Source organism: Paenibacillus terrae HPL-003 (genome assembly GCF_000235585.1).
Lineage (GTDB): Bacteria > Bacillota > Bacilli > Paenibacillales > Paenibacillaceae > Paenibacillus > Paenibacillus terrae_B.
On record NC_016641.1, the window covers coordinates 1,332,782 to 1,355,835 of the forward strand.

A 23,054-nucleotide genomic window follows, 5' to 3' on the forward strand; every position below is an offset into this window, starting at 1 on the left:
TCTCTGTCTGTTTCAATGCTCTTCTGCCCTTTCCCTCTCCTACACATCGTTTTGATGCGATGCCCTGTAGCCTTTTCGTTCATTATATAAAACTTCATATTCGCAATGATTTCAATGAAGTTAAAATTAATGACAATGTTTTTATTATATCACTCCTTTCCACAGTTAGGTAAGTACTGATAGATATACAAAAAAAGGCACCTCTTCCCTTAGGAACAAAATGCCTTTTTGTTGATTTTAGATTAAAATTTGATAATTCCCGAGGTGTGCAGGAAGACCAGCAGCATCAGGATCGGTGCAACATACCTTAGACCGAACAACCATACGCGGAACCAGAAGGGTTTGAGATTTGCATGCTCACCCGCAGTCTTCCAGTAGTAGCCTGTGAATATAACAATCAACAAGCCGCCTAACGGCAAGAAGATGTTGGAAGCTGTGAAATCAACGAAATCAAAGAATGTTTTGTCACCAACTTTTAATTCCGGAACCAGTCCCATGGACAACGCAGAAGGGATACCCAGCAGCAGGCACAGGAAAGATACGACGATAACCGAGCGAACCCGGCTCCAACGGAACCGCTCCATAACATAGGCTACAGGTACTTCCAGCAAGGATACCATAGAACCTAATGCAGCAACCGCCAGCAATACGAAGAACAAACCGCCGAAGAAAGCGCCGAAAGGCATGGCTGAGAACGCAGCCGGTAAAGCAATAAAGACCAAAGACGGCCCTTGAGCCGGGTTAATCCCAAAGGAAAAGGTTGTAGGGAAAATAATCATCCCTGCGATAAACGCATAGATTAAATCCCCGCCACCAACTGCCAGCATGGCTCCACCCAGCGATTGTCGACGATCCACATAAGCACCATACGTGACCATAATCCCCATTCCCAGTGAGAGCGAGAAGAAGGCATGTCCCAAAGCAACCAATGCAGACTCTATACTAAGCTTAGAGAATTCAGGATTCAGAAAGAAGGATACCCCCGCACCTGAGCCTGGCAGCATAAGCGCATTTATCATTAACACGAGCAACAGAATAACCTTGGCAGGAATCAAAATTTTATTGAACCTTTCAATCCCGTTCGATACCCCGAGGGTAACCACGATAGAGGTAAATGCAAAAACAACTAACAGCCAAACCAACGGAGCGTAACCCGAGGAAAAGGAAGCAAACTGTCCAGCAAAATCCTTATTCGAAAACAGATTTCCACTAAATGCCTCTACGGCATAATGCAGTGTCCAGCCCCCTACAATGGCATAAAACGACAAAATAACAAACGGCACGATAACAAACATAATACTCATCTTGCCCCAAATCGGATGACCGCCTACTTTTACCATGGCAGAAGCAGCACTTCCTCGACCCGCACGGCCAAGCGCTAGCTCCGCTAAAAGTACAGGCAAGCCTACAAGCAACAGGCAGACGATAAACAGCATGAAAAATGCCGCCCCACCATACTGTCCAGTAATATATGGGAATTTCCAGATGTTACCCAGCCCTGCTGCACTCCCGATCGCTGCCAATATGAACCCGGCTGACGAGAAGCGTTCATTTTTATCGTTCAGGCTATTCTGCCCCTTGCTCAAATTCATTATATCCCCTCATTCTCTCTACTTCCGCATAAACATAAGCATGCGTACATAAATAATTTTTACTCATTATAGCGTAAGTAGGATGTAAGGTCATACAAAATTTCTCACTATTATCGAATTTATTTTTATATTGTCGGATTTCTACACAATCCTACAAAAAACTACATTTTCTCTTCGACATCCTTCTCTATAATGGCCTCTCCCATGCGATTGGATACTTTTTGATAAATATACGAAATCGCCAGCAATACCACACCAAAAGAGAAGTAAGCTACGATGGTGCTTCCAGTCGTTAACAGATGCAGGTCATACAGCAGCAGCTTACCTGTCGATAACAAAGTTAATCCCAGACCAAACCTGCGAATGTAGACCACCCGTTTGCGAAAACCATAGACAATATACAAAATGGCCAGCAATAGATACACCAAGCTGAATACAAGCCCGGCATCTCCCAGACGGAACTGCACCCCAAGGAATGCGGTAATCACACCCAGCAAATATACGCCCATGATAACCGGATACAGCTCCGTGCTTCGATAATGTCGGGTCATCAGTGCGTTCAGAAAATCCCTGCTGCTGAAAAATACCAGGACATTGAAGGCAGCCAACACCACCAACGCCACATAATCGGCAGCCGTATTTTGCGCATAGTTGTCATGCAAGGTTGGAATGGCCACGGTAACTAGCAGCCCCAGCGCATAGCCGATGACATACAGCGCCAAGCTGTAGTATTTAATCACTTGATCATACAGCAGCTTCACTTTAGGCAAGGAGTAAGCCAAAACCAGCGATACACAGGTGTACAGCAGCGCTTTGTAAAAGGAATAGTGTGTGAATCCTTCGGGTACGATGATGTTATACCAATGCCCGGCTTCATACAGTAAATAACCATACACATTCACCAGTGTCACATATTTAAAAACCTGCATGATTCGCATCTCGTACAGACGATTATTTTTGAAAGCATCCGGACGGCCGAATTGAATCGCATAAAAGACGGTAACAATCAGCATCCCCAGCGTAATAAGCGTGTATTTGAGCCCAAAATAGTCCGTCTCGAATCCAGACAGCAGATATATAGGAAAATCGACGAAAAAGAACGCGCCCAGACATAGTAATAAAATGCCCCAGCCAGTTCGCTCCAATTCCTTCAACCGATAACGGTTGCCATACAACGTCAGGAGAACGGCCTCGATTAGCCAGCCCATAGATAGCCATCTGACTCCAAACTGGAACGGAACCATCAGAATAGAGAAGGTCAGTGAAGTCGCATAAAATAATATTTTTGTTTGTGTCTCCTCTGGAATATACCGACTCACCCAGCGTCCCAGGCCCCCATACACCAAGCAAAAGACAAGCGCCAGTAAGCCTTTGTAATCATCCAGGCCCGCATCGCCAAAGAGAGAGTACAGAACGCTACAGCTTACGACGGTGTTCAGAGCCAGCAGGGAGAAATCCAGCCAGGATAGCTTTTCTTTTAATCGGAACGGCACCCATAATGTCATCCCGAGGTACATTGCAAATGTAATAACTGCATACAACATGCTTGCAATCGTGCTATCCGATAACCAGACCAGCACAATCATCAGGGGAGTATTCAGCAGAAAGCTGATATATTGCACGACGACCCAGCTTTTGCGAAAGGATACGAGCAGAATCAGCAGATTCAGCAGGAACAGGTAGCCCATGGCGATGTAAACCGCGCTCCCATCCAGCCCGTTCGCAGCCATATAGGAAAACAACGGGAGATATCCCCCTACCAATCCAAAAGAGCAAATCGTTCGGGATTCATACCTTAACGACAATAGCACAGCGGTCACCGTAACCAGCACAGATAGACCCATGCCTGTATACATCCCTATAATTTCCAGTAAAAAGTAGCTGTAAAAAATCGACCCGTACAGCACCGAAATACCGCCGCCCAATATTCCGAGCGCAAAGGTCTGCTTCTGCTTGCGGTACAACCACTCGCCGCCGCCCAGCATCAGCGTTCCTAACAGAAAGAAGGCTACGCCCTTCATATTTCCTGTAAACCAGTTGGAATATGAATATTTGAAGGCAGCTCCTACGCCTAAAATAATGAGCAAAATCCCCAACTTGTTGATCCAGTTCAAGCCCAGCTTCATTTCGAACTGATTCTGCTTCATGCGCTTCTGCATCGTTTCTACGCTGATCTCTTCTTCTTGAAGCTGGTTCAGCCCGTTCGCCGTATGATGAAGCAGATTTTGCTCAGCCTCTTGGAGACGTCGGTGTTGCTCCATGATCCGCTCACGGATTTCCTCCGAGAACTGCCGCAACCTAGCGACGATCTCTTCCTGATCCTCTTTAAGCTCATGAGTGCTTTGCTGGATCAACTGGTCTACACGATTTTTAGCCCCGTACTCAAAGGCAGTCAATCGGTTCGTTCCTTCTGCTGTTCTGGAAGCAAAATAGGTCTCCAGCTTTTCACGCGAGATGCGGATCATATTTGCCTTCTCGCTCAGCATTTGCTCCGTCAGCGCCGTGCGCAGCTTTCCATTTTCCTGCTCAATATGTTGTACCCGCTCTTCCAGACGAATGCAGCGGGCCTGAGCATCCTCGAATTTCTTCCGTAGTACCTCATTCTCCAGAATGACATCCGAGGCTTCATAGTCCGCGATTAACGTCTGGTATTCCTTAAGCAGCTTGTTCTGCTCTTGGCGGATCGTATGTAAACGATCTTTAAAATCCTTCATGTTTCCCTCCATCGCTGTCCAATTTGGTAATCATTACATTTTACATGAAATAAAAAAAGCATTATAGAGACTATAGCCTATTTTGAACTTGGATAAAGCCTACCCCCTTCCTTCGCAAAAACGAAACCCGGATTATATCACCCCGCTATGGTGAGTAATTCCCTATATTCAAAAGGACTTATTCAAATTATAATATTTGATAATGAAAATCATTATCATTTTGAGTAGGAGGAATTATCTTGTCCGTTTTTAATAAAATAACCTTTACTTGTTTAATCTCCGTTTTGCTGATCCTGACAGTAGCTTGCGGTTCTGCCAAAATACCCGCGACAGCGACGAATGAATCAGAGAAACAAGACAATCCATCTACCGAAGCCTCCAAGCCCAAGCGGATCGTCATTACCTATTTTCCATATGCTGAACATCTATTTGCCATCGGTGAGCAGGATGCGGTTGCTGGAGTGGTAGGCTTGTCTTCACTGTAAAACTTTAAAGTATACCAACCGTACCAGCCAGAATAAAATACAAAATCTTGGCGATAAGATTAACTTGGAGCGCATTCTTGCCATACAACCAGATCTTATTATTATCTCTGATCAGGACGAGGCTTTATATGATCAGCTCTCCAAAATCGCTAAGACGATCATTGTCCCCATGTCCGAAAATTGGCAGGACACGATTATGTTAGCTAGGATAATTCAAAATAACAGAATGGATGGTTCTTTCTGTAAACAAAATCACTAATCTGTCCGATACATACATAAGGATAATTTATTGTTAAATATACCCTTGAAAATTATGATTTCACATATCTTTTATAGTAGACCTCGCTTTGAGATAACCAGCTACTTGATACGCACAGTTCTATGTAAATGCAGCGACCAGAAAGGAGATAGAACGTGAATCGTGAAGAGGTTTTTCGTCATTTTACAAATGAGATCTATGAACCCCTAAAACATCGAATGTTATTTGCGCTGGAAGTCTATTTTCAAAATCATAAGCATGCCTTGGCCGAGACAGTTCACAATTCACTGGAGCAGATACTTGGGAAAGTCAAGTTGATGCAGCAAGAAGGTAATAAACAGGCGCTGGGATATATATCTTACTCCATGCTTCGTACCGAATTAGCAAACGGAAGGGCTACCTATTTAGTGGAGGCGATGGATAAGAGATGGTTTATGGATCTCCATCCTTGCCGGGACACTTATGATGCTGAATGGGCCTTTCGCTATTTGGACGAGTGGGAGACGGAATTAAGTAAGCACGCTAAGAAATATGGTGGAAGAATCGGTTTAGATGATATTCAAAGGATGAAATTGCGCGCGGCAGTACATATTCATCAATATATCATTGCTTTATCGCGTTTTAGTGTCACAGAAGAATGGTTGGATGAAATACAGTTGGAAGATGTGTTTGAACTGAGAGTCGGAGAATATTTAGACCGAAGTGAAGTCGTTTATAAACGGGATGTGCGTGTCAAAGATTCTACAGTGATGAAAGAGTGGCTTGAGGAAAAGAAGCCATACGACTACATACATGAAGTTTTTCGAGGAATTGACGGGTCTCAAGGACATTATGAGGGAATCCGTCTGCAATATGCAGACTTGAGTGAAAGTTCTTTTAACAATGGTGTTTTTGCGGGAGGGAATATGATCGGCTCCCGTTGGAATAAAACCTGTTTACAAGAAGCGGATTTTAGCGGCTGTTTGATTCAAGAAGCACGTTTTGAACAAGCCAACTTAAGAGGAGCTTCTTTCCGAGATGCAGTAGCCGTACCTGGAATATATCAGTCTGAACGATGGGAAAGGCCCGGTTTTCAACCCGTAAGTTTTGCAGGAGCAGATCTTACTGAAGCCGAATTTCAGGGCGCTTACTTACAGGGTGCAGATTTCACTGGTGCCATATTGCAGGGAGCCAACTTTATGGGTGCCGCGTTTGAGGGAGCCTGCTTCAAAGGAGCTATGCTGGATGGAGCCCGATTCAGTTTAGGCATGCATCCAGTTGCCCGGGATTGAACTTAAATTGGATGACACCATGTGGGACAGACGCAATGGAAGGGACGTGGCATAGTGGAGTATTTTCTTTGTCAACATGATGATCGTATGTTGTATTCTGTTGTTCCCGTATGGGACGAAGAGGCCAATGCAGAGATGGTGAGCATACATGACTGGACGGAATGGCCGCCTTCTTATGCTGCACAGTTTAAGGTCAAGGGTAACGATTATACGGTTTATCCTGATATTCTGTTGGGTTCCAAGATGATGGTATCTGATGCTGTGCATGAACTGTTACAGTTCTATACACCGAGCGTGTTCAGCCGTATGGCTTTGTTTCGAGATGTGGAACGTTCGCAGCAAAAGTTGTACTGGATGATTCAACCCCCTTTAGTAGATTGTTTAGGTGAACAAAGTCAATTTCATCCCGGAGGAACATTGATGAAGCTGGTGGTAGATCGACAGCGTACCGAGGGAAGACCTCTATTGCAAGTCCGAGGGTTGCGTGAAACCTGTACGATAGTAAATCTGGCCTTAGCAGAAAGTCTATTGCGTAGGGGAACAAGTGGCATCACCTTTCAGGAAGTCGCCATGCAGTAGTGAAAAATGGGAGGGGATTATGTTTGGAACATCTGGATCAGAAAATTGTTTCTTTGCTACATACGGTAATATCAGAAAATGCCGAAAATGATCAATCTTTAACGGAGCTTGAAGCGGTGAATCACGCTCAGACGGGAACGGAGTTCGTCGCCCAAGCTTGCTGATCCAGCCACCAAGTATTGGGGGACCCCTCATGGTAAGGACATCAAGCTGAGTGCCAGTGAATTGAAGGTGACGGCTAAATCGGAACAGGTTCACATTCAATTGAATGGTTCGGGTATTCAGGTCGTCAGTGAACATGAATTGTCATTGTCGGCAGGCAAGACGCTATCCTTGCATGCAGATGGGGAGCTGAATATTCAAGCTGCCGAGGCTATTTATTTCAAAGCGGGCAGCAGCAGCTTGGTGTTGGACGGTGAAACGGATATACGGTCGGCTAAAGTACAGCTGGAAGGCACAGTTAAAAAACCAGTTTTTGTAGCTGAACTGGCTCCAGTCTGGGAACCGCCATTAATGTCTGTAAAAGCCTATACGGAGGCGCAGGCGGCAAAAAGTGCAGCGAACAGCACTGCGGGAGAAAGCTCCAATTCGAGCGCTACGTCGAAAGATGGGGGAGCCGTTAAGTCAGTCGCAAACACTCCCAGTTCACCAAAGGCTAGTCTACTGGATGGTTTATTGGGATTAGCCCAGAAAGTATGTGATGTGGCTGCGTCTATTCCAGTATTGGGTGCCATTCCGAAAGCAGCAAGTCAAAAAATAGCTTCGATCCGCTCCGAAGTAGCTTCCTCTGGACCGTCATCCATACTTAAATATGCGGTAGCCGGATTAACCATGATTGCCAGCGTACCTTCCCATGGTTGGGGAGTGGTGTTGGGGAAGACCGCCAAGGTTGCTGTCCAAACCTTACATGCGCACGCGGAGGAACAGAGGGCGCGTGAACGGCATGCAATGATAGATTATCTCGGCAAGGTATGGACGAGTGCCAGGGGGTATGGAGAAGTACAGTCTATACCTGATTTCATTAACTATGTAAAGGGAGTCAATCAGGCTTCCGTCCAAGCTTATAGCGATGTTCCTTCTGATATACGTGAAAGATGGTATCAAAGAAATGTGGATCAACAGTTTGAAAAGGCGTTGGATGCTTATTATAATAATCAGGATCTCTCCACAGATATAGTCGCATTAATGGAACATCAACGGCAGACAGACAACCATTTTCGATATAGTGACAGAGCTTTGATGAGTTCCAAGTATCGGGATGACATGAAAGATTATACGACGGAACAAAAGAAATATTTAATTGATTTTCTGAATTCAATTGACGATTATAGAAAAGAGTATGGGCCGTTTAGGGAAAGTCCTTTTATGAAAGACCTGGATGAGACTGAGCGGATTGTGTTTAATGAAATCAAAAACTCTGCCTATGAGAGTGCAGAGGCCATGGTTGAGAGGGTCAGGAATTTCCCTAATGTAGATATCCCTCAAATGTGGGATGATTACGTAAACACATGGACAGGTTTAGGGAATGATATTGCTAAAGTAGCATCTGACCCGGATGCTGCCTATGAAAAATTGAAAAACAGCTCCAAACAAGAAAATGCGCGTCTAATGGCAGGGACGATATTTTCTTTGGCCAGTCCTGTGAAGGGGAAAAAACATTCGAAAGATGACGGTGCTTCGCTAGGAGGATCGCATAAAAAGGATGACCACTCTTCTGAGGGGACGGCTAAGATTCAAGGAATGCCCCCTATCGTACAATCTAGAATCAATATCAGTAATGACGGATTTAAGCAACGTTGTGGAGGAACATTTTTCAACTAAGAACAAATCACAATTCACAATTTCTCAAGACGAACTTCGTTCCATACTTACAGATAAGAATGTAGTGGGTACTCCTGTTACTAGAACACTAGATAGCGCAGATGGAATTCGTTATGTTAGGGAGGTTACTTTGGATAAGCCGATTGGTACTGACAAATTCAGTAATTTTAATCCAACCTCAACAATGACTATTTTGACTGATAGTCATGGAAACTTAATTACAGTATGCCATGAATAATAAAATAAGTTAGGGGAGGGATACAAGCTGAAACTTATTGGAAGTAAAACTGAACAAGAAGTAAGAGAGCAATTAATGGTATCTAATAAGTCATTGTTTGAGAAAGAGGAAAGGCAAAGGTTGCTCAATGTTCTTCATCGGAATTTTCCTGGTTTAGAGACGGCGTATATTCTCCATTGGATACCTGAACAAGAAGAGGATTTTTACAAAATTCTAATAAACGATTCTTTAATTGCTGACATTGAATTAAATAGAATTAATCAAGACATAGTACCAACAATTAAATCCATGCCATTATCACAATATAAAGTAGGCTTAAGAAAAATTAACCAAATTAAATTAGCGGTAGCAATTGATTTGGCTCGAAAAGACTTGAATAAAGCAAAGTAATTTAATGACACCTTGATCGGCTTCTGCCGTTCAAGGTTTCTTTTTGGTGGGGCTACCCAGTGCCGAATGAACCCATCACTTAACAAATAACACATATAACTCATGTAATATCTGTATAAAGATTCCGTCAGTAAGAAACCTGCGTACAAAGGAACGCGAGTAAACCAATCATCGCAAAAATTAATCCAACGCCTAAGAGAACTTGTGCATGAACATCCCCATGCCAAGCAAGGCGAATATGCACAATGGCTTGGTGTGTCACAAGGCCGTATATCGCAGCTTAAAAAGTTGTTGTAGCTTGATTAACCTGCCAAAAATCCGTATACTAACAAAAAAGCAAACGACATTACGCCCGTGAAGAGCATCCAACTCGGAGGCGTTTACGCCAAGGAGTATACATTCGTGTACGATATGAACTTGTATTCCTAAGTAAACCGGAACCGCCCGTTATAGTGGAGCAAAGTGGATTGGAGAGTCATGACATCTGTCATGCTGTCTGGTCAATTTGGGTGGCACCGCGAGATCAGAGCGCTCCTCGTCCCATGTGGATGAGGGCGCTTTTTGTATTTTTATCCGAAAAGGAGTGCGGTGTCATGTTGGATATCAAGTGGATCAGAGAACATCAGGAACAGGTTCAGGCAGCAGCAAATGGAAAAGGAATACAGGTCTCGGTTGCAGAGCTGCTCACGTTGGATAACCGAAGAAAGCAGTTGCTTCAGGAAGTGGAGCAACTCCGTCAGACACGGAATCAGTGTAGTCAGGATATTGGCGCACTGATTCATGCTGGAAGAAGCGATCAGGCGGAAGAAACCAAGCGGCGGGTCAAAAAAATCAACGGGCAGTTAGACCGTCTGGAAACCCCGCAGCGAGAATTGGAGGAGCAGTTTCAACAGCTCATGCTTCTGATACCTAATATCGTTTCGCCAGATACACCACGGGGGAGATCGGATGAGGATAATGTAGAACTGGAGCGGGTCGGTATGGTTCCCGATTTCGGATTTGAGCCACGCGATCATATGGCGCTCGGTCAGCTTCACAGCCTGATCGACGTTACCCGGGGCGTCAAAACAGCCGGAACTCGGAACTACTACCTGACAGGAGCCGGGGTCATGTTGCACCGGGCTGTACAGCAGCTTGCAGTCGATTTGCTGACCGAACGTGGCTTTCAACTGCTGGACGTTCCGCTTATGGTACGCTCAGAGGCGATGCGCAGCACCGGATTTTTCCCGCTTGGGCTGGATCAGACGTACCGTATCGCAGGAGAGGATCAATGGCTCGTCGGTACCTCGGAGGTTCCACTTGTCTCGTATTACAGCGGTGAAATCGTGGACGTTACGGCCCCCATCCGGTTGGCGGCTGTGTCGGTATGCTTCCGTAACGAGGTCGGCTCGGCCGGAAGAGATGTACACGGACTGTATCGTGTTCACCAGTTCGCCAAGGTCGAGCAGGTGGTGATCTGTGAAGCCAGTCTGGACGCTTCGGAGCAGATATTTCAGGAGATTACGCGCAATGCGGAAGACCTGCTTCAACAACTGGAGCTGCCTTATCGCAAAATGGCTGTCTGCACAGGCGACATGGCGCAAAAAACTTACAAGCAGGTGGATATTGAGACATGGATGCCCAGCCGACAGGCTTACGGCGAGACGCATTCGTCGTCCCAATTGCTTGATTTTCAGGCGCGGCGTTCCAACATCCGCTACCGGGATGCGAACGGCAAGCTGCAATATGCCTACACGCTCAACAATACAGCGGTCGCTTCGCCCCGGATTTTGATCCCGCTACTGGAGCATCATCAGCAGGAGGACGGCTCGATCCGAATTCCGGAGGCTTTACGTCGGTACATGCCGCAACAGATGGAGTTTTTGCGTCCGCCCATTTTATGAAAACACGAGCACACTAAGAAGAATAGTGCCCAATGAGTAGGATTTCCCATTGTAATCATCGCAAAAAAGACGAAGGACAACTATCCTTCGTCTTTTGGTGATGTCTCACTGCGCTTCGGCTTCCCATGCACTGGCAGGGCCAAAAAATTCATAGTGGATATCCGAAGCAGGGATATTCCACTCCTTCAACAAGCCATACACCGATTGCATGAACACCTCAGGACCGCAAAAGTAGTATTGGGCGTTACGGTCCGGCACCACGGATTGCAGCCAAGGCAGATCCAGACGGCCTTCCTTGTGAAAGGCCTGCGCCAGCCGATCCTGCTCTGTTGGTCTGCTGTAACACCACCGAACTGCGGCCTGTGCATGTGCGGCGACCAGCCTTTCCACCTCATTACGCAGAGCATGGTTATCCCCATTGACTGCTGCATGGACAAAGGTGACAGGGCGATCCGGGGCAGACTTCACCAAGGAAGCCAGCATGCTGACCATCGGGGTTAGCCCGACCCCACCGCTGATCAGCACGACAGGTCTGTGATCTGTCTGGTCCAGCGTAAAATCACCAGCTGGTGCAGATACCTGCAGCACATCGCCCTCCTGTACCTGATCATGCAGATACACGGATACTTTACCCGCTGGACGGGAAGCAACAGCATCCTCGCGTTTTACGGATATCCGGTAGTGAGGTTGGCCCGGTGCATCCGAAAGGCTATATTGACGGATGTGGGTATTATGTTCACCCGGAATATTCATCTGCAGGCTGATATATTGCCCAGGCTCGAACGTAGGCAGCACCTGTCCATCCTTAGGCACCAGATAAAAGGAGGTAATTTGGTCGCTTTCCTTGACCTTTTTCTGCACAACAAAGCCCTTAAAACCTGACCAGCCTCCCCGCTGCTGCTCCGCTGTCTTATACATGTCCGCTTCCACGTCTATAAATACATTAGCGATCACACCATAGGCCTCGGCCCATGCGGCGATGATCTCATCTGTAGCCGCATCCCCCAACACGTCCTTGATCGCGGCAAGCAGATATTTTCCGACGATAGGATAATGCTCAGGCTTAATTCCCAAACTGCGATGCTTATGTGCAATCTGGCGCACCACCGGAAGGATTTCCTCCAGACGATCAATGTGCTGCGCAGCCGCATATACAGCATTGGCCAGCGCCCCTTGTTGACGTCCTTGCTTCTGGTTAGCGTGATTGAATATATTCAACAGCTCGGGATGAGCCTCGAACATCATTTGGTAAAAGCGCTTGGTAATCGTAGTGCCATGAACCTCCAAAACAGGTACAGTCGATTTGATCGTATCAATCGTTTGCTTGCTCAGCATCTTTGTATCCCTCTTCTCTCCAAAATAAGATGAACAAAGGGTGTTTCAACATATACACCCCATTGTTAACCCTCCATTTACAGCCCAGTATACCCACATAAAGTAGCCTTTAATGTGATTGCAGTCACTTTAAATTTGAAATAATTAGAACATGTCAATGACAAAACGCACACTCGTAAACATTTCCGGTGTAAGTAATGACCTTTCCGCAAGTAGGCAAAAAGGGGAACGCCTATAGGCCGGAGCCGGTCGGACGTTCCCCTTTTCATTCACTTACAAAATATTGACTATAGCCACTTCAGCAAGTCTTCAAGTGTACTAAATACATAATTAGGTACAATGGCGCTCTTAAGCAAGCCCTCGCTCCCTGTGACTCCGGTAAGAACCAGCGCTGTGTGGACATCGCTGTTGACACCCATCATCATATCTGTCTCCAAACGATCTCCGATCATCAGGCAGCGCCCTGCATCCAGACCTGATAATTGCAATGCCCTATCTATATAATAAGTGGAGGGTTTGCCTGTCATCACTTGAATATCAAGAGTGCTCGCCGCCTCAATTGCTTTGGCGATAGGCCATGAATCGGGTATGATTCCGCCAGGTACGGGACAGAACGGATCAGGGTTTGCCACAATGAACCTGGCCCCGTTCCTGACTGCATTCATACCTGCCGTCATTTTGGCATACGAGAACTCCCGATCCAGTCCGACAACCAAATGCGTAGCTTCCATTGGATTATCCGTCAGGATAATATCCAGCACATCCAGTTCTTGCTCAAGCGCCCGCTCTCCAATAACGAACGCTCGTACATCCTCTTGCTGCTCCTTCAGATACATCCCTGATACATAGCCTGCTGTCATAATGTCGTCTACCGCAGGCTCCAATCCCATAGCCTGCAGCCTGTCACGGCACTCCTCACGGGTATATACCGTTGTGTTGGTCAAATACATGACCTTCTTACCCAACTGAATTAGACGAGAAATCACCTCATTCACTCCCGGCAATAGCTCGCTGCCTGTATAGATCGTTCCGTCAAGATCAAAAAAGTAGGCATCATACCGGGATGGGTCCATCTCCCTAATCGTCCCCTGCCCTTGTGATATGGTGTGTGAGTTCAAAGGATTATAGTGCAAGATGCTGCCGGAGCAGTTGCTTTCCTTTCACTAACTGGTTCAGGGCTGTTCCAGGAGAATATTCCAGAATCAGTTGACAGGGAGCATCCACTTCTTGTAGTGCATCATATATGGGCTGCCAGTGGATGGAGCCTTCTCCGATCGGCAAATGCTCATCACCAACACCGGAGTTATCATGAATATGAACAGAAAACAAACGTTCCTTCACACTGCGAATCATTTGCGGAATATCCCAGCCATTCAAGTGGGCATGCCCCGTATCAATCAAATAACCTGCCGTATGATCCATCTGATCCAGACAGCTCAAATACTCTTGTTCCGAATAAATGGAGGCACCGTTATAGCCTACATTTTCAACTGCCAACTTGACCCCAAGAGGCCCTGCTACCTGACAAAGCTGGTGCAGATACTCCTGTGCACGCTGCTGAGCTCCAGCCTTGTCGAAGGCTGGAGAGAAGCAAAAGCCCGGATGGATGACCACATGTTCTGCTTCAATCTCATGCGCGAATTCAATGGCTTTTTTGTACTCCTCATAAGAAGCCGTGCGGATAGCCTGGTTTTCACTCGTCAGATTCGTATCCCACGCTGGAGGGTGAACGGAAAAGGCAGAATGGTGAAGCCGCAAAGCCTTACCTATCTTCTTGATCTGCTCGTCCATGCGATCCCACTGGATACCGTCCATAAGCAGTTCGATTTTATCCGCGCCGTGGTTCACCAGTTGTTCCACGTTCTCCTCTACAGAACAGGTTAATAATGGAAGATCGGAATAGCTGATTTGTGTATTCATGCTGACGTTCCTCCTCAATGCTGTATGTTGTGCTACGTATAAATAAGCTTGTGATGCTGAAGCCGAAGCTGCACCTGATCTCCTTCGTTTAGATGAATATCATTGGGAACGTCCAGCAGCAGCTTATGTCCATTTGCATCCGCTATGACTCTATAGCGCTCCCCGAGGAAGATGCTTTCCCGGATACGAACCGGGAAACCCTGACCCGTTGACGCTTCAACCTCAATATCCTCAGGTCTGAGGAATGCCTCCACTTCCTCACCCTCGATAAAATCCCGACTGCCGTGATATGGTGTGAGGGCAAATCCGAACTGCACCGACCAGCCTTCCTTCGTATGGACGGCCTGTCCCCTTAATCGGTTGACCTGTCCGACGAATTGTGCCACAAAAGGAGATTTTGGCTGATGATATACTTCCTTGGGCGTACCGATCTGCCGAACCACTCCTTTATCCATCACCGCAATCCGGTCGGCAATCGCCATAGCCTCCACCTGATCATGCGTAACATAAATAGTCGTGATGTTCAGCTTCCGGAAGAGCTGGGCCAGTTCAATCCTCAAGTACTCCTTGAGCTTGGCATCCAGTGCTGTCAGCGGCTCGTCCATCAGCAAAATTTTGGGTTCCGTAGCCAACGCCCGCGCTACCGCCACCCTTTGCTGTTGTCCGCCGGACAGTTGAGAAGGCCTGCGATCCTTCAGTTCTTGCAGACTCATCAGTTCCAGCATCTCTTGCACTTTAACCGCAATCTCCTGCTTACTCTTCTTGCGGAGCTTCATGCCAAAAGCAATGTTCTGCGCAACGGTCATCGTCGGAAACAGGGCATACTGCTGGAACACCAGCCCAATATCCCGCTTCTCCGGCAGCAGATGATTGATCTCCACTCCATTGACGTTAATGGAGCCGTCGCTGGACTTCTCCAGACCAGCCATAATGCGAAGCAGGGTACTTTTGCCGCAGCCCGAAGGCCCGAGCAGGACCAGAACCTCACCATGCTGAACGTCCAGATTGATCGGTTCAAGTGCCGCCGTTCCGTCCGGATACGTCTTATGCACCCCACGAATGCGAATATAGGTTTCCCCCATGTTTAGCCCCCTCCTCTGGTATACGTCGAAGACTGATTCAGCTTGTGCAGAATGAACATCAATGGAACTGCAATGACCAGGAATACCACCGTGTACGCGCTCCCGATCTCGATCCGCAGTGAAGAGTAAGCTTCATACAGTCCTACAGGCAGGGTCACCTTAAGCGGTGTATACAGGAAAAATGTCATATTGAATTCTCCGAGCGACAGCAGGAATACCAGCATGGCTCCCGACAATACCGCTGATTTGATACTTGGCAGAATAACATAAAAAAAACGGTAAAAAGGACCTGCTCCCAGCGTAGCCGCGCTTTCATCAAGTGCCTTGAAGTTCTTGGTTCTGAGCGTCCCCAGCACAGTCCTGAAGATCAGAGGGAACGTAACAATGACATGCCCTAGCAAAATCAGCCACCCCGCTTCCCGAAGCGGCGCATAAGTCTGGATTAGCGCCAACGCAATCGCGACCCCCGGCACTGCAATCGGCAAAGTCAAAATTTCCTCCATGATCATCATCCAACGGCTGTTCGTTTTGGAAAACTGGTAAGCCGTCATCGTGCCCAGCAGCACATTGATGATTACGGTTGAGACAGCAATCACCAGTGTGAAGAGAATGGTGGCGCCGTAATAGTGGAACACTTCCCGGTACCATTTTAAAGTCCAGCCCGAAGCAAACAGGCTTGACCCCCAGTAGTTGGCGAACGAACCGATCACGGTGAACAAAAGGGGGATCATTATGAACAGGCTGACGATCACAATCAAAGCATACATGATGCCTTTGCCCAACTTTTGCATATTAGCGCATCCCCCTCTCCATAATGATGCGATTCGTTAGATTCATCAGCACACAAATCATTCCGATCACAACGGCTATCGCGCTGGCCACCTCAATCTTGAAGCTTAAAGTAAACTCGTTATACATCAGGATCGGCAATATGTCGAAGTCATTAGCCAGCGTAAACGCAGTACCAAAAGCACTCATCGATGTAGAGAAAGCCAGTGCACCGGAAGCTATAAAAATCGGGAATACGGTCGGTAGCACCACATAACGAATCGCCTGCCAGGGTGACGCTCCCAGCGTTCTGGCCGCCTCCTCCAAAGTCCGGTCAAAATGCTGGATTGCCCCATACAGTGATAAAATGACCCTCGGAATCTCAAAGTACAAGTAAGCCAGCAAAATGCCTGTGATCGTATAGGCAAATGCCATGGAAGGCGTACCTGTCAACCATTTGCTAAACATCGGCATTACACCCGTAGTACCAAACAAAATAATGACCATAAAGCCAACAACTACACCCGGAAGCGACATTGGAAATGTCAGCAAGGTAAAATACAGCGTTTTGCCCTTAAATTCGTTCCGTGCCAGAAAAAAGGCTAGAAGTCCTGCCAGAACCAGAGAGGATACGGTTGCGGCAAGGGAGAGCAGCAAACTGTTGACGAGTGCTTTAGAATAGTAGGGATCAGTAAGTATTTGTGTGTAGTTGTGGAGAGTCATCGCTCCGTCTCCCTCACTCCTCAGGCTCGTTAACACGAGAATAACCAGTGGATAGAGAAAAAAGAAACTGAAGATGATCATGATTGGCGTTAGAAAAAAGATTTTGTGCCTTACCATACCCATACTTCTCTCCTCTTTATCATTATCATTTGCCAGCGGTTACTTCATTCTTCCAACGTTCATTCACTTCTGTCTGCACCTTGTTCATTTGTTCATAATTTACACTTTGTACACGCGCATAGTCGCTTTCCGGCAGAAATTTATCCTTGGTTTCACGGGGAATATCTACACTACGGATTGGACGTACATAACCTTGAGCGAATAACTGTTGACCCTCATCCGATAACATAAAGTCTATATATTTCTTGCCGTTGTCCTGATTAGGACCATTTTTGACGAGGGACACGATATAAGGAACCTTCAAAGAGCCTTCCTTCGGAATCACGACTTCAATAGGAGCCTGATCGTTGTATTTCATCGTATATCCGTTAAAGTCAGCATCAATAAGGATTGGAATCTCACCTTTCATAACTTTGGCAGTTGCCGTCTGTTTCGGATGGATTGCACCATTTTGTTCCAATTGCTTTAGATATTGGATGCCCGGGTCCCAATTATCGAGCGTTCCACCCATAGCAATATTGGCTGCTGTTACCACGCTATACCCCACTGCTGCGGAAGTCGGGTCCAAGAAACCAACTTTATCTTTATAATCTGGCTTGAGCAGGTCAGCCCATGAACGAGGCACAGGCACATTCCCGAGCGCATCCTTATTCACAATGAAAGCAATCGCTCCGTAATGGACAGCCATCCATTTACCGTCAGGGTCTTTAAGGTCTGCAGGAATTTCGTCAAAATGCTCAGGTTTGTAGGCTTCAGCCACTCCTTCTTTAACCGCCTGCGGTCCAAAGGTAATGCCCAAATAGGCCACGTCTGCCACTGGCTTGTTCTTCTCTGCGATCATCGCGGTCATGGCTTGTCCGCTGTTTTTATTATCTGCCGGGACACGAATTCCTGTCTTTTCCATAAATTTGGCTTGGACAGCTTCCCAATTGGCCCACAATGGCGGGTTATTGTATGCAATGGCTACCTTGCTTGTGCTACTGCCATCTTGACCAGCCAGTCCAGCTCCACTCGTACCTGTCCCTGTAGAACATGCTGCCAGAGTTAATGCCATTACCGCACTGACTGTACCCCATACCCATTTTTTCTTCATCATTTCTTAATCACCTGTTCCTTGAGATTTTTTGTACTGCTTGAACGATTGAATGCAAAAGAGAACACAAAAAAAACACATAGGCATCCCCTTATCACATTCAGTAAAGGATAGCTATGGGTTCTCATGGTCTCCACCCAAGATATCGTATGAAATTCACGGACCTACAGATTCCATAATTCTGATCGGCTTAGCGATACGGCATCTGCACCTGCCTTCATTGCTTCTTCCACCTGTTCCGGTGTCGATATCAGCCCCGCAGCAATGATAGGCAAGCCTGTCTGTTCCTGAAAAATCGGAATAATAGATGGTGCGATACCCGGCATGATTTCAATTGCGTCAGGTCCATTCTCTTTAATACTGCGAATTGCGGTATGGAACGATCCTGTGTCAATCAGGAAAACACGCTGAATGGTTAGCAACCCTTCTTTTTTGGCCGCACGAATCGTAGCGCTCTTGGTGCTTACGATGCCCGCAGGCTGTACATGCCCGGCCAGAAAGGCTGCAGCCTCTTTATCATTGGAAAGCCCTTTGACCAGATCAGTATGCACAAACACCGGCTTTTGCTTCCTCAGTTCCTGAAATTCCGTCTCCAGCAGACTTGTAATCTTGCCATGCATCAGCAGCACCGCACACGCTTTAGAGCGAACGGCCAGCGCCACATGATCATGTTCTGCTGCCGCAATGATAGGGTGAGTCTGGAGCATTTCTCTGATGTTCATATGGCTTCCTTCTTCCTTCATAGTCGCGTCAAGCATCGTTAGCCAAATGATAAACAGCAATGGATCATAATAGCACATGCTCATCTGCCTTCGCTTATGTTCAACAATAATCAACATTTGTCATCGCAGTATCAAATCTGTTTTAAATTATAATTTCATTTGTTTTACAATTTAATCATCAAAGACTTCAATTTATCCCACTTGTAAACGCTTCCAATTAAGATAAAATCAGAAATGAGGTACCGGACAAGCCGTTCCGGCCCATTTTATCCTTATTAAAGGAGGTAGATGATACCATGAAATGGATTAATAGCAGCAAATGGTTAGGCGCATGGATTTGTATTTTGCTTGCAGTGGCCGGTGCAGGTCTTCAGCCCGATGCAGTACATGCCAATACAACAGACGTTACGCAAGCAACCTACGGGACCGAGGTAAACCAAACGCTGAATGGTTTGGACGCCGCCAATGCCGAATTATCCCTAAGCGTAGCAGCAAGCACTGCCATTACTAACGGAACGGATTGGAAAGACACCGCAGGTAACCCGATTCAGGCGAACAGCGGTAATATTTTAAAGGTAGGCTCCACTTACTATTGGTACGGCGAGCATGCTGAAAACTGGAAATTTGAAAAAGTGAACGTTTATACCTCTACCGATCTGAAAAATTGGTCCTTCCGCAGCACCATCCTCACCAAAAATTCCGCCCCTGAGCTGAATTCCAGCAAAATCGAGCGTCCCAAAGTCATTTACAACCAAACCACCGGAAAATATGTGCTATGGGCGCATTATGAAAATGGTTCAGACTATTCACTCGGTCGTGTAGCTGTCGCTACCAGCGATACACCCGACGGGAATTTTGTCTACCAAGGCAGCTTCCGCCCGCTGAATTATGAGTCCCGTGATATGACCGTGTTCACGGATACCGACGGTAGCGGCTATCTCGTTACAGCTTCTCGTAAAAATGGCGGTACCAACGATACGATGGCAATCTTCAAGCTGACAGCCGACTATACGGGCGTGCAATCATTTGTGGGTTGGATCTTCGAGAATGGCTACCGCGAAGCCCCTGCTGTTGTGAAAAAGAACAACACCTACTACCTGTTTACCTCGCAGGCATCCGGCTGGTATCCGAATCAGGGTGCTTATGCAACCGCCAGCTCCATGACCGGAAGCTGGTCTGCACTTTCACCCTTCGGTGACCCGGCAGCCTACGGCTCGCAGATTCACTCCATCGCCACCATTACAGGCAGCGCAGGAACCAGCTACATTTATATGGGCGACCGTTGGAATCCACTCAATCTGAGCGACCACAAGTTCATATGGCTACCGCTGACCCTGAACGACTCCAGTAAGACGGCAACGCTGAACTGGTACAGCAGTTGGGATCTGGATGCTACGACAGGCAACGTCATTCTGCCTTCTCTTGTGAATCACGCGCAAGGCCAAACGGCGACTGCCAATTCAGCCGCCTCCGGCTCTCCAGCTTCGCTGGCGAATGACGGTAACGCCCAAACCTCATGGAAGGCTGCATCTGCATCCTGGCCCGCTTGGTGGCAGGTTGATCTCGGCAGTACGAAGACGATCAGTGAAGTAGATATTTCCTGGTTTATGTACAAAGGATCTGAAGCGTATTATAAGTATAAAATAGAGTACAGCACGGATGGAGTTAACTATTCCACCATTGACCGCACGGGTAATACCGCGTATGGCTTTACCAGTGACAAGGTCAATTTTCAAGCACGTTACGTGCGAATCAATCTGGTAAATGCGGTGCTATTTAATAATCCGAACAACTGGTATACCCCGACAGTGCATGAAATCAGATTACTTGGTAACTCAACTTTCGCACCTGGAATATTGCCTTAACTCCTTGAGGCCGTAAGAAGAATTCACCAAAGGCTATACCATCCTGACCATCCGTACCATCTGTAATCCTTAAAAAATATCGCACAGCTCTTGCGCAATGTTGTACCCATTTGCAAGAGTTGTGCGATTTGTGTTGAACCGCTATGTTCGAGTCCTCTCTTAAACTTCCTGAAGTGTCACAGGCCAGGCAGTGATCGTGAGTCGCAGATCATCAGATATCAAGCGCTGCATGATATCCTTGATATATTGCGGTCGTGATCGTAGATGCCTTAACACAATCTCCGATTTGTGAAACATAAGGTGCACAATCAATTAACTCATCTACTACGTTTCTCCTTGGCCGTTGTCCAAGCGCACAAATGACTGAAGTACCTGGAACAAGATGTTCTTCACCATTTGGATCAGCGCAAACAACACCTTCTTGTGTAACACATAGCCCTTTGAACCCTAAATGAACTTGAATGTTATTCTTTTCGATTTCTTTTAACATAATGGGACGATGTCTAATATTAGCATCCGGAGCCAGTTCCGTTCTCATCTCTACCAGATGAACAGTCTTACCTTCCTGAGCAAGGTGAATTGCTGCTTCACAGCCAGCCAGACCGCCTCCTAATACGACTACGCTATCGCTGACCCTATCCTTCTCCAGATAGTAGTTATTAACAATGACTACGTTATCACCATTCAGTCCAGGAATTGGAGGAACAATTGCTGCGGAACCAGCTGCTATAATTAACGCATCCACATTTTCTTTCTCTGCATACTCTTTAGTAACAGGTGTATTCAAACGAATCTCAACGCCGGCGTCTTTGGCCAGTTTTCCGAGAGTAACACCTAACTCATACATCTCATATTTAAAAGGAATCGCCTGTTCTCCCCTCAAGATACCGCCTACCTCGTCAGACTTCTCACATAGAATGACTTGATGTCCTCGTTTAGCTGCAGTAAGAGCTGCATAAAGTCCGCCTGGGCCTCCACCGGCTACTAGAACCTTGCGTGGATTAGGGGAAGGATATATTTCTGTCCCATCCATTTCACGACCAATTAATGGGTTAACCGTACAGCGTCTTGTGGATGTTTCTGCACGTTCTGCCATACAGGTGAAGCATCTCAGACATTTAATAATGTCCTCATCGCGGTTGCTCATCACCTTTCTTGGAAGCTCTGGATCAGCCAGCAGTGCGCGAGCCATTTCAACAATATCCGCCTGACCGCTGGCAATAATTTCTTCCATTTGAGCCGGGTCATTTAATCCGCCAACCGTTGCAACCGGAACACTTACGTGCTTCTTGATCTCTGCTGCAAGATAAACATTACTTCCATGAGGCAAGAACATCGAAGGATGTGTGATACCAAATCCTGTCTGATAAGTTCCTGCAGATACATGGAGCAAGTCGACTCTTGATTCGATTAACTTAGCAATTTCTATACCTTCTGTCAGATCATAGCCGCCTTCAAATAACTCTGAACCACTCATTCTAAACTCGATTGGGAAACCACAACCCACAGCTTTACGGACACTGTCAAGAACCTCCTGTGCAAACCGCACCCTGTTTTCCAAAACTCCGCCATACTTGTCTGTTCTGCGGTTGAAATAAGGAGAAAAAAACTGATTAATCAACCATCCATGTCCGCCATGAACCATAATCATTTCATAACCTGCTCTCTTGGCAAGTCCAGCACATCTACCATAAGCTGCTACGATATCATCAATTAATTCTTGCGTAAGTTCCTTTACTTCTCTGCCGTCTGGACGTACTCCGGGGCTGGGGCCCCACTGAGCAAGTCCTTGTTTCTTATTTTTGTCAGTCAGATAAGTTCCTGCATACTGTCCAGAATGAGACAATTCTACACTGGCAATTGCCCCGTGACGGCGAATAGCGTCTGCAGTATAGGTAAAACTAGCAAGAGAATCTACTGTCCCCAGATCCAGATGGTACATATGGGAAGCTTCTGTCTCGGGATGAACCACGACTTCACTGACTGTAACTGACGCAGCACCGCCTTTTGCTCTTAATTCATAAAAAGCTGTAGATTTGGGTCCAATAGTGCAGTCTGCTGTAATATCCGTACCTCCCATAGGAGAGCCAAACATTCTATTTCTGAAAGTCACATTTCCAATTGTGATTGGTTTACATAGATTGGGATATTTTCTTTGCATGATCTCATGCTCCTTATCTGTATTTATTGCTAT

Annotated in this window: 20 protein-coding genes and 1 pseudogene; 10 read left to right on the plus strand and 11 right to left on the minus strand. The window is 46.6% G+C overall.

Translation table 11 applies throughout. From position 1 onward, the window contains the following. Positions 1–242 precede the first annotated feature (242 nt). Together HPL003_RS06065 and HPL003_RS06070 are read right to left on the minus strand one after the other, a co-directional pair. The gene (locus tag HPL003_RS06065; RefSeq protein WP_014278750.1) at positions 243–1,592 is read right to left on the minus strand and encodes a sodium-dependent transporter; all 1,350 of its coding nucleotides are present in this window, start codon (positions 1,590–1,592) and stop codon (positions 243–245) included. Positions 1,593–1,753: 161 nt separating this feature from the next. Next, complete coding sequence (locus tag HPL003_RS06070; RefSeq protein ID WP_014278751.1) at positions 1,754–4,306, minus strand: DUF2339 domain-containing protein; 2,553 nt, start codon at positions 4,304–4,306, stop codon at positions 1,754–1,756. 239 nt (positions 4,307–4,545) lie between these two features. Here HPL003_RS06070 and HPL003_RS06075 point away from each other — a divergent pair, with 239 nt between their 5' ends. The 9 genes and pseudogenes from HPL003_RS06075 to serS all read left to right on the plus strand — a co-directional run bounded on the left by HPL003_RS06075 (position 4,546) and on the right by serS (position 11,232). Next, the gene (locus HPL003_RS06075; RefSeq protein WP_014278752.1) at positions 4,546–4,791 is read left to right on the plus strand and encodes a hypothetical protein; all 246 of its coding nucleotides are present in this window, start codon (positions 4,546–4,548) and stop codon (positions 4,789–4,791) included. A 37-nt stretch (positions 4,792–4,828) separates the two neighbouring features. Next, positions 4,829–5,050 carry an ABC transporter substrate-binding protein gene (locus HPL003_RS30420; protein WP_081473696.1) on the plus strand — a complete coding sequence of 74 codons (222 nt, stop codon included), beginning with the start codon at positions 4,829–4,831 and terminating at the stop codon, positions 5,048–5,050. 155 nt (positions 5,051–5,205) lie between these two features. Then, entirely contained in the window at positions 5,206–6,321 is a 1,116-nt protein-coding gene (locus HPL003_RS06085) for a pentapeptide repeat-containing protein (protein WP_014278754.1), read from the plus strand. Between the two features lie 21 nt (positions 6,322–6,342). After that, positions 6,343–6,900, plus strand: a complete 558-nt coding sequence (locus tag HPL003_RS06090) for a hypothetical protein (RefSeq protein WP_014278755.1) — start codon at positions 6,343–6,345, stop codon at positions 6,898–6,900. A gap of 23 nt (positions 6,901–6,923) precedes the next feature. Continuing rightward, positions 6,924–7,064 (plus strand): hypothetical protein, encoded by a 141-nt coding sequence (locus HPL003_RS28855; protein ID WP_014278756.1) that lies wholly within the window; start codon positions 6,924–6,926, stop codon positions 7,062–7,064. A gap of 67 nt (positions 7,065–7,131) precedes the next feature. After that, positions 7,132–8,721, plus strand: coding sequence for a hypothetical protein (locus HPL003_RS06095; RefSeq protein ID WP_148267376.1), 1,590 nt, complete (start codon positions 7,132–7,134; stop codon positions 8,719–8,721). A 313-nt stretch (positions 8,722–9,034) separates the two neighbouring features. Beyond that, positions 9,035–9,349 carry a hypothetical protein gene (locus HPL003_RS06100; RefSeq protein WP_014278759.1) on the plus strand — a complete coding sequence of 105 codons (315 nt, stop codon included), beginning with the start codon at positions 9,035–9,037 and terminating at the stop codon, positions 9,347–9,349. A gap of 156 nt (positions 9,350–9,505) precedes the next feature. Beyond that, positions 9,506–9,646 (plus strand): annotated as a pseudogene (locus HPL003_RS30425) (AbrB/MazE/SpoVT family DNA-binding domain-containing protein); the annotation flags it as partial. 296 nt (positions 9,647–9,942) lie between these two features. Next, positions 9,943–11,232, plus strand: coding sequence for a serine--tRNA ligase (serS, locus tag HPL003_RS06105; RefSeq protein WP_014278760.1), 1,290 nt, complete (start codon positions 9,943–9,945; stop codon positions 11,230–11,232). 105 nt (positions 11,233–11,337) lie between these two features. On the opposite strand, the gene hmpA is transcribed toward serS, so the two are convergent. The 8 genes from hmpA to HPL003_RS06145 all read right to left on the minus strand — a co-directional run bounded on the left by hmpA (position 11,338) and on the right by HPL003_RS06145 (position 18,995). Beyond that, on the minus strand, positions 11,338–12,567 hold the full coding sequence (hmpA, locus tag HPL003_RS06110; RefSeq protein WP_014278761.1) for an NO-inducible flavohemoprotein: 1,230 nt from the start codon (positions 12,565–12,567) through the stop codon (positions 11,338–11,340). Positions 12,568–12,854: 287 nt separating this feature from the next. Further along, complete coding sequence (locus HPL003_RS06115) at positions 12,855–13,640, minus strand: HAD-IIA family hydrolase (protein ID WP_014278762.1); 786 nt, start codon at positions 13,638–13,640, stop codon at positions 12,855–12,857. 49 nt (positions 13,641–13,689) lie between these two features. Then, a complete protein-coding gene (locus tag HPL003_RS06120) occupies positions 13,690–14,487 on the minus strand; it encodes a sugar phosphate isomerase/epimerase family protein (RefSeq protein WP_014278763.1) in 798 nt (265 codons plus the stop codon). Positions 14,488–14,519: 32 nt separating this feature from the next. Continuing rightward, the gene (locus HPL003_RS06125; protein ID WP_014278764.1) at positions 14,520–15,569 is read right to left on the minus strand and encodes an ABC transporter ATP-binding protein; all 1,050 of its coding nucleotides are present in this window, start codon (positions 15,567–15,569) and stop codon (positions 14,520–14,522) included. A 2-nt stretch (positions 15,570–15,571) separates the two neighbouring features. Further along, positions 15,572–16,360: an ABC transporter permease gene (locus HPL003_RS06130; RefSeq protein WP_014278765.1), complete on the minus strand. Its 789-nt coding sequence runs from the start codon at positions 16,358–16,360 to the stop codon at positions 15,572–15,574. A gap of 1 nt (position 16,361) precedes the next feature. Beyond that, the gene (locus tag HPL003_RS06135) at positions 16,362–17,177 is read right to left on the minus strand and encodes an ABC transporter permease (protein WP_043922576.1); all 816 of its coding nucleotides are present in this window, start codon (positions 17,175–17,177) and stop codon (positions 16,362–16,364) included. Positions 17,178–17,205: 28 nt separating this feature from the next. Beyond that, positions 17,206–18,276 (minus strand): extracellular solute-binding protein, encoded by a 1,071-nt coding sequence (locus HPL003_RS06140; RefSeq protein ID WP_238533449.1) that lies wholly within the window; start codon positions 18,274–18,276, stop codon positions 17,206–17,208. 161 nt (positions 18,277–18,437) lie between these two features. Beyond that, positions 18,438–18,995, minus strand: a complete 558-nt coding sequence (locus tag HPL003_RS06145) for a glycerol-3-phosphate responsive antiterminator (protein ID WP_043922577.1) — start codon at positions 18,993–18,995, stop codon at positions 18,438–18,440. A 296-nt stretch (positions 18,996–19,291) separates the two neighbouring features. Here HPL003_RS06145 and HPL003_RS06150 point away from each other — a divergent pair, with 296 nt between their 5' ends. Then, complete coding sequence (locus tag HPL003_RS06150) at positions 19,292–20,860, plus strand: family 43 glycosylhydrolase (protein WP_014278769.1); 1,569 nt, start codon at positions 19,292–19,294, stop codon at positions 20,858–20,860. Positions 20,861–21,071: 211 nt separating this feature from the next. On the opposite strand, the gene HPL003_RS06155 is transcribed toward HPL003_RS06150, so the two are convergent. Then, a complete protein-coding gene (locus HPL003_RS06155; RefSeq protein ID WP_014278770.1) occupies positions 21,072–23,021 on the minus strand; it encodes an oxidoreductase in 1,950 nt (649 codons plus the stop codon). Positions 23,022–23,054 lie beyond the last annotated feature (33 nt).

Excerpts from the sequence above, each read along its gene's own strand:
- HPL003_RS06065 (WP_014278750.1), bottom strand. The coding sequence starts at position 1,592 with ATGAATTTGAGCAAGGGGCAGAATAGCCTGAACGATAAAAATGAACGC.
- HPL003_RS06070 (WP_014278751.1), bottom strand. The coding sequence starts at position 4,306 with ATGAAGGATTTTAAAGATCGTTTACATACGATCCGCCAAGAGCAGAAC.
- HPL003_RS06100 (WP_014278759.1), top strand. The coding sequence starts at position 9,035 with ATGGTATCTAATAAGTCATTGTTTGAGAAAGAGGAAAGGCAAAGGTTG.
- serS (WP_014278760.1), top strand. The coding sequence starts at position 9,943 with ATGTTGGATATCAAGTGGATCAGAGAACATCAGGAACAGGTTCAGGCA.
- hmpA (WP_014278761.1), bottom strand. The coding sequence starts at position 12,567 with ATGCTGAGCAAGCAAACGATTGATACGATCAAATCGACTGTACCTGTT.
- HPL003_RS06115 (WP_014278762.1), bottom strand. The coding sequence starts at position 13,640 with ATGGACCCATCCCGGTATGATGCCTACTTTTTTGATCTTGACGGAACG.
- HPL003_RS06120 (WP_014278763.1), bottom strand. The coding sequence starts at position 14,487 with ATGAATACACAAATCAGCTATTCCGATCTTCCATTATTAACCTGTTCT.
- HPL003_RS06125 (WP_014278764.1), bottom strand. The coding sequence starts at position 15,569 with ATGGGGGAAACCTATATTCGCATTCGTGGGGTGCATAAGACGTATCCG.
- HPL003_RS06130 (WP_014278765.1), bottom strand. The coding sequence starts at position 16,360 with ATGCAAAAGTTGGGCAAAGGCATCATGTATGCTTTGATTGTGATCGTC.
- HPL003_RS06135 (WP_043922576.1), bottom strand. The coding sequence starts at position 17,177 with ATGGTAAGGCACAAAATCTTTTTTCTAACGCCAATCATGATCATCTTC.
- HPL003_RS06140 (WP_238533449.1), bottom strand. The coding sequence starts at position 18,276 with ATGATGAAGAAAAAATGGGTATGGGGTACAGTCAGTGCGGTAATGGCA.
- HPL003_RS06145 (WP_043922577.1), bottom strand. The coding sequence starts at position 18,995 with ATGAACATCAGAGAAATGCTCCAGACTCACCCTATCATTGCGGCAGCA.
- HPL003_RS06150 (WP_014278769.1), top strand. The coding sequence starts at position 19,292 with ATGAAATGGATTAATAGCAGCAAATGGTTAGGCGCATGGATTTGTATT.
- HPL003_RS06155 (WP_014278770.1), bottom strand. The coding sequence starts at position 23,021 with ATGCAAAGAAAATATCCCAATCTATGTAAACCAATCACAATTGGAAAT.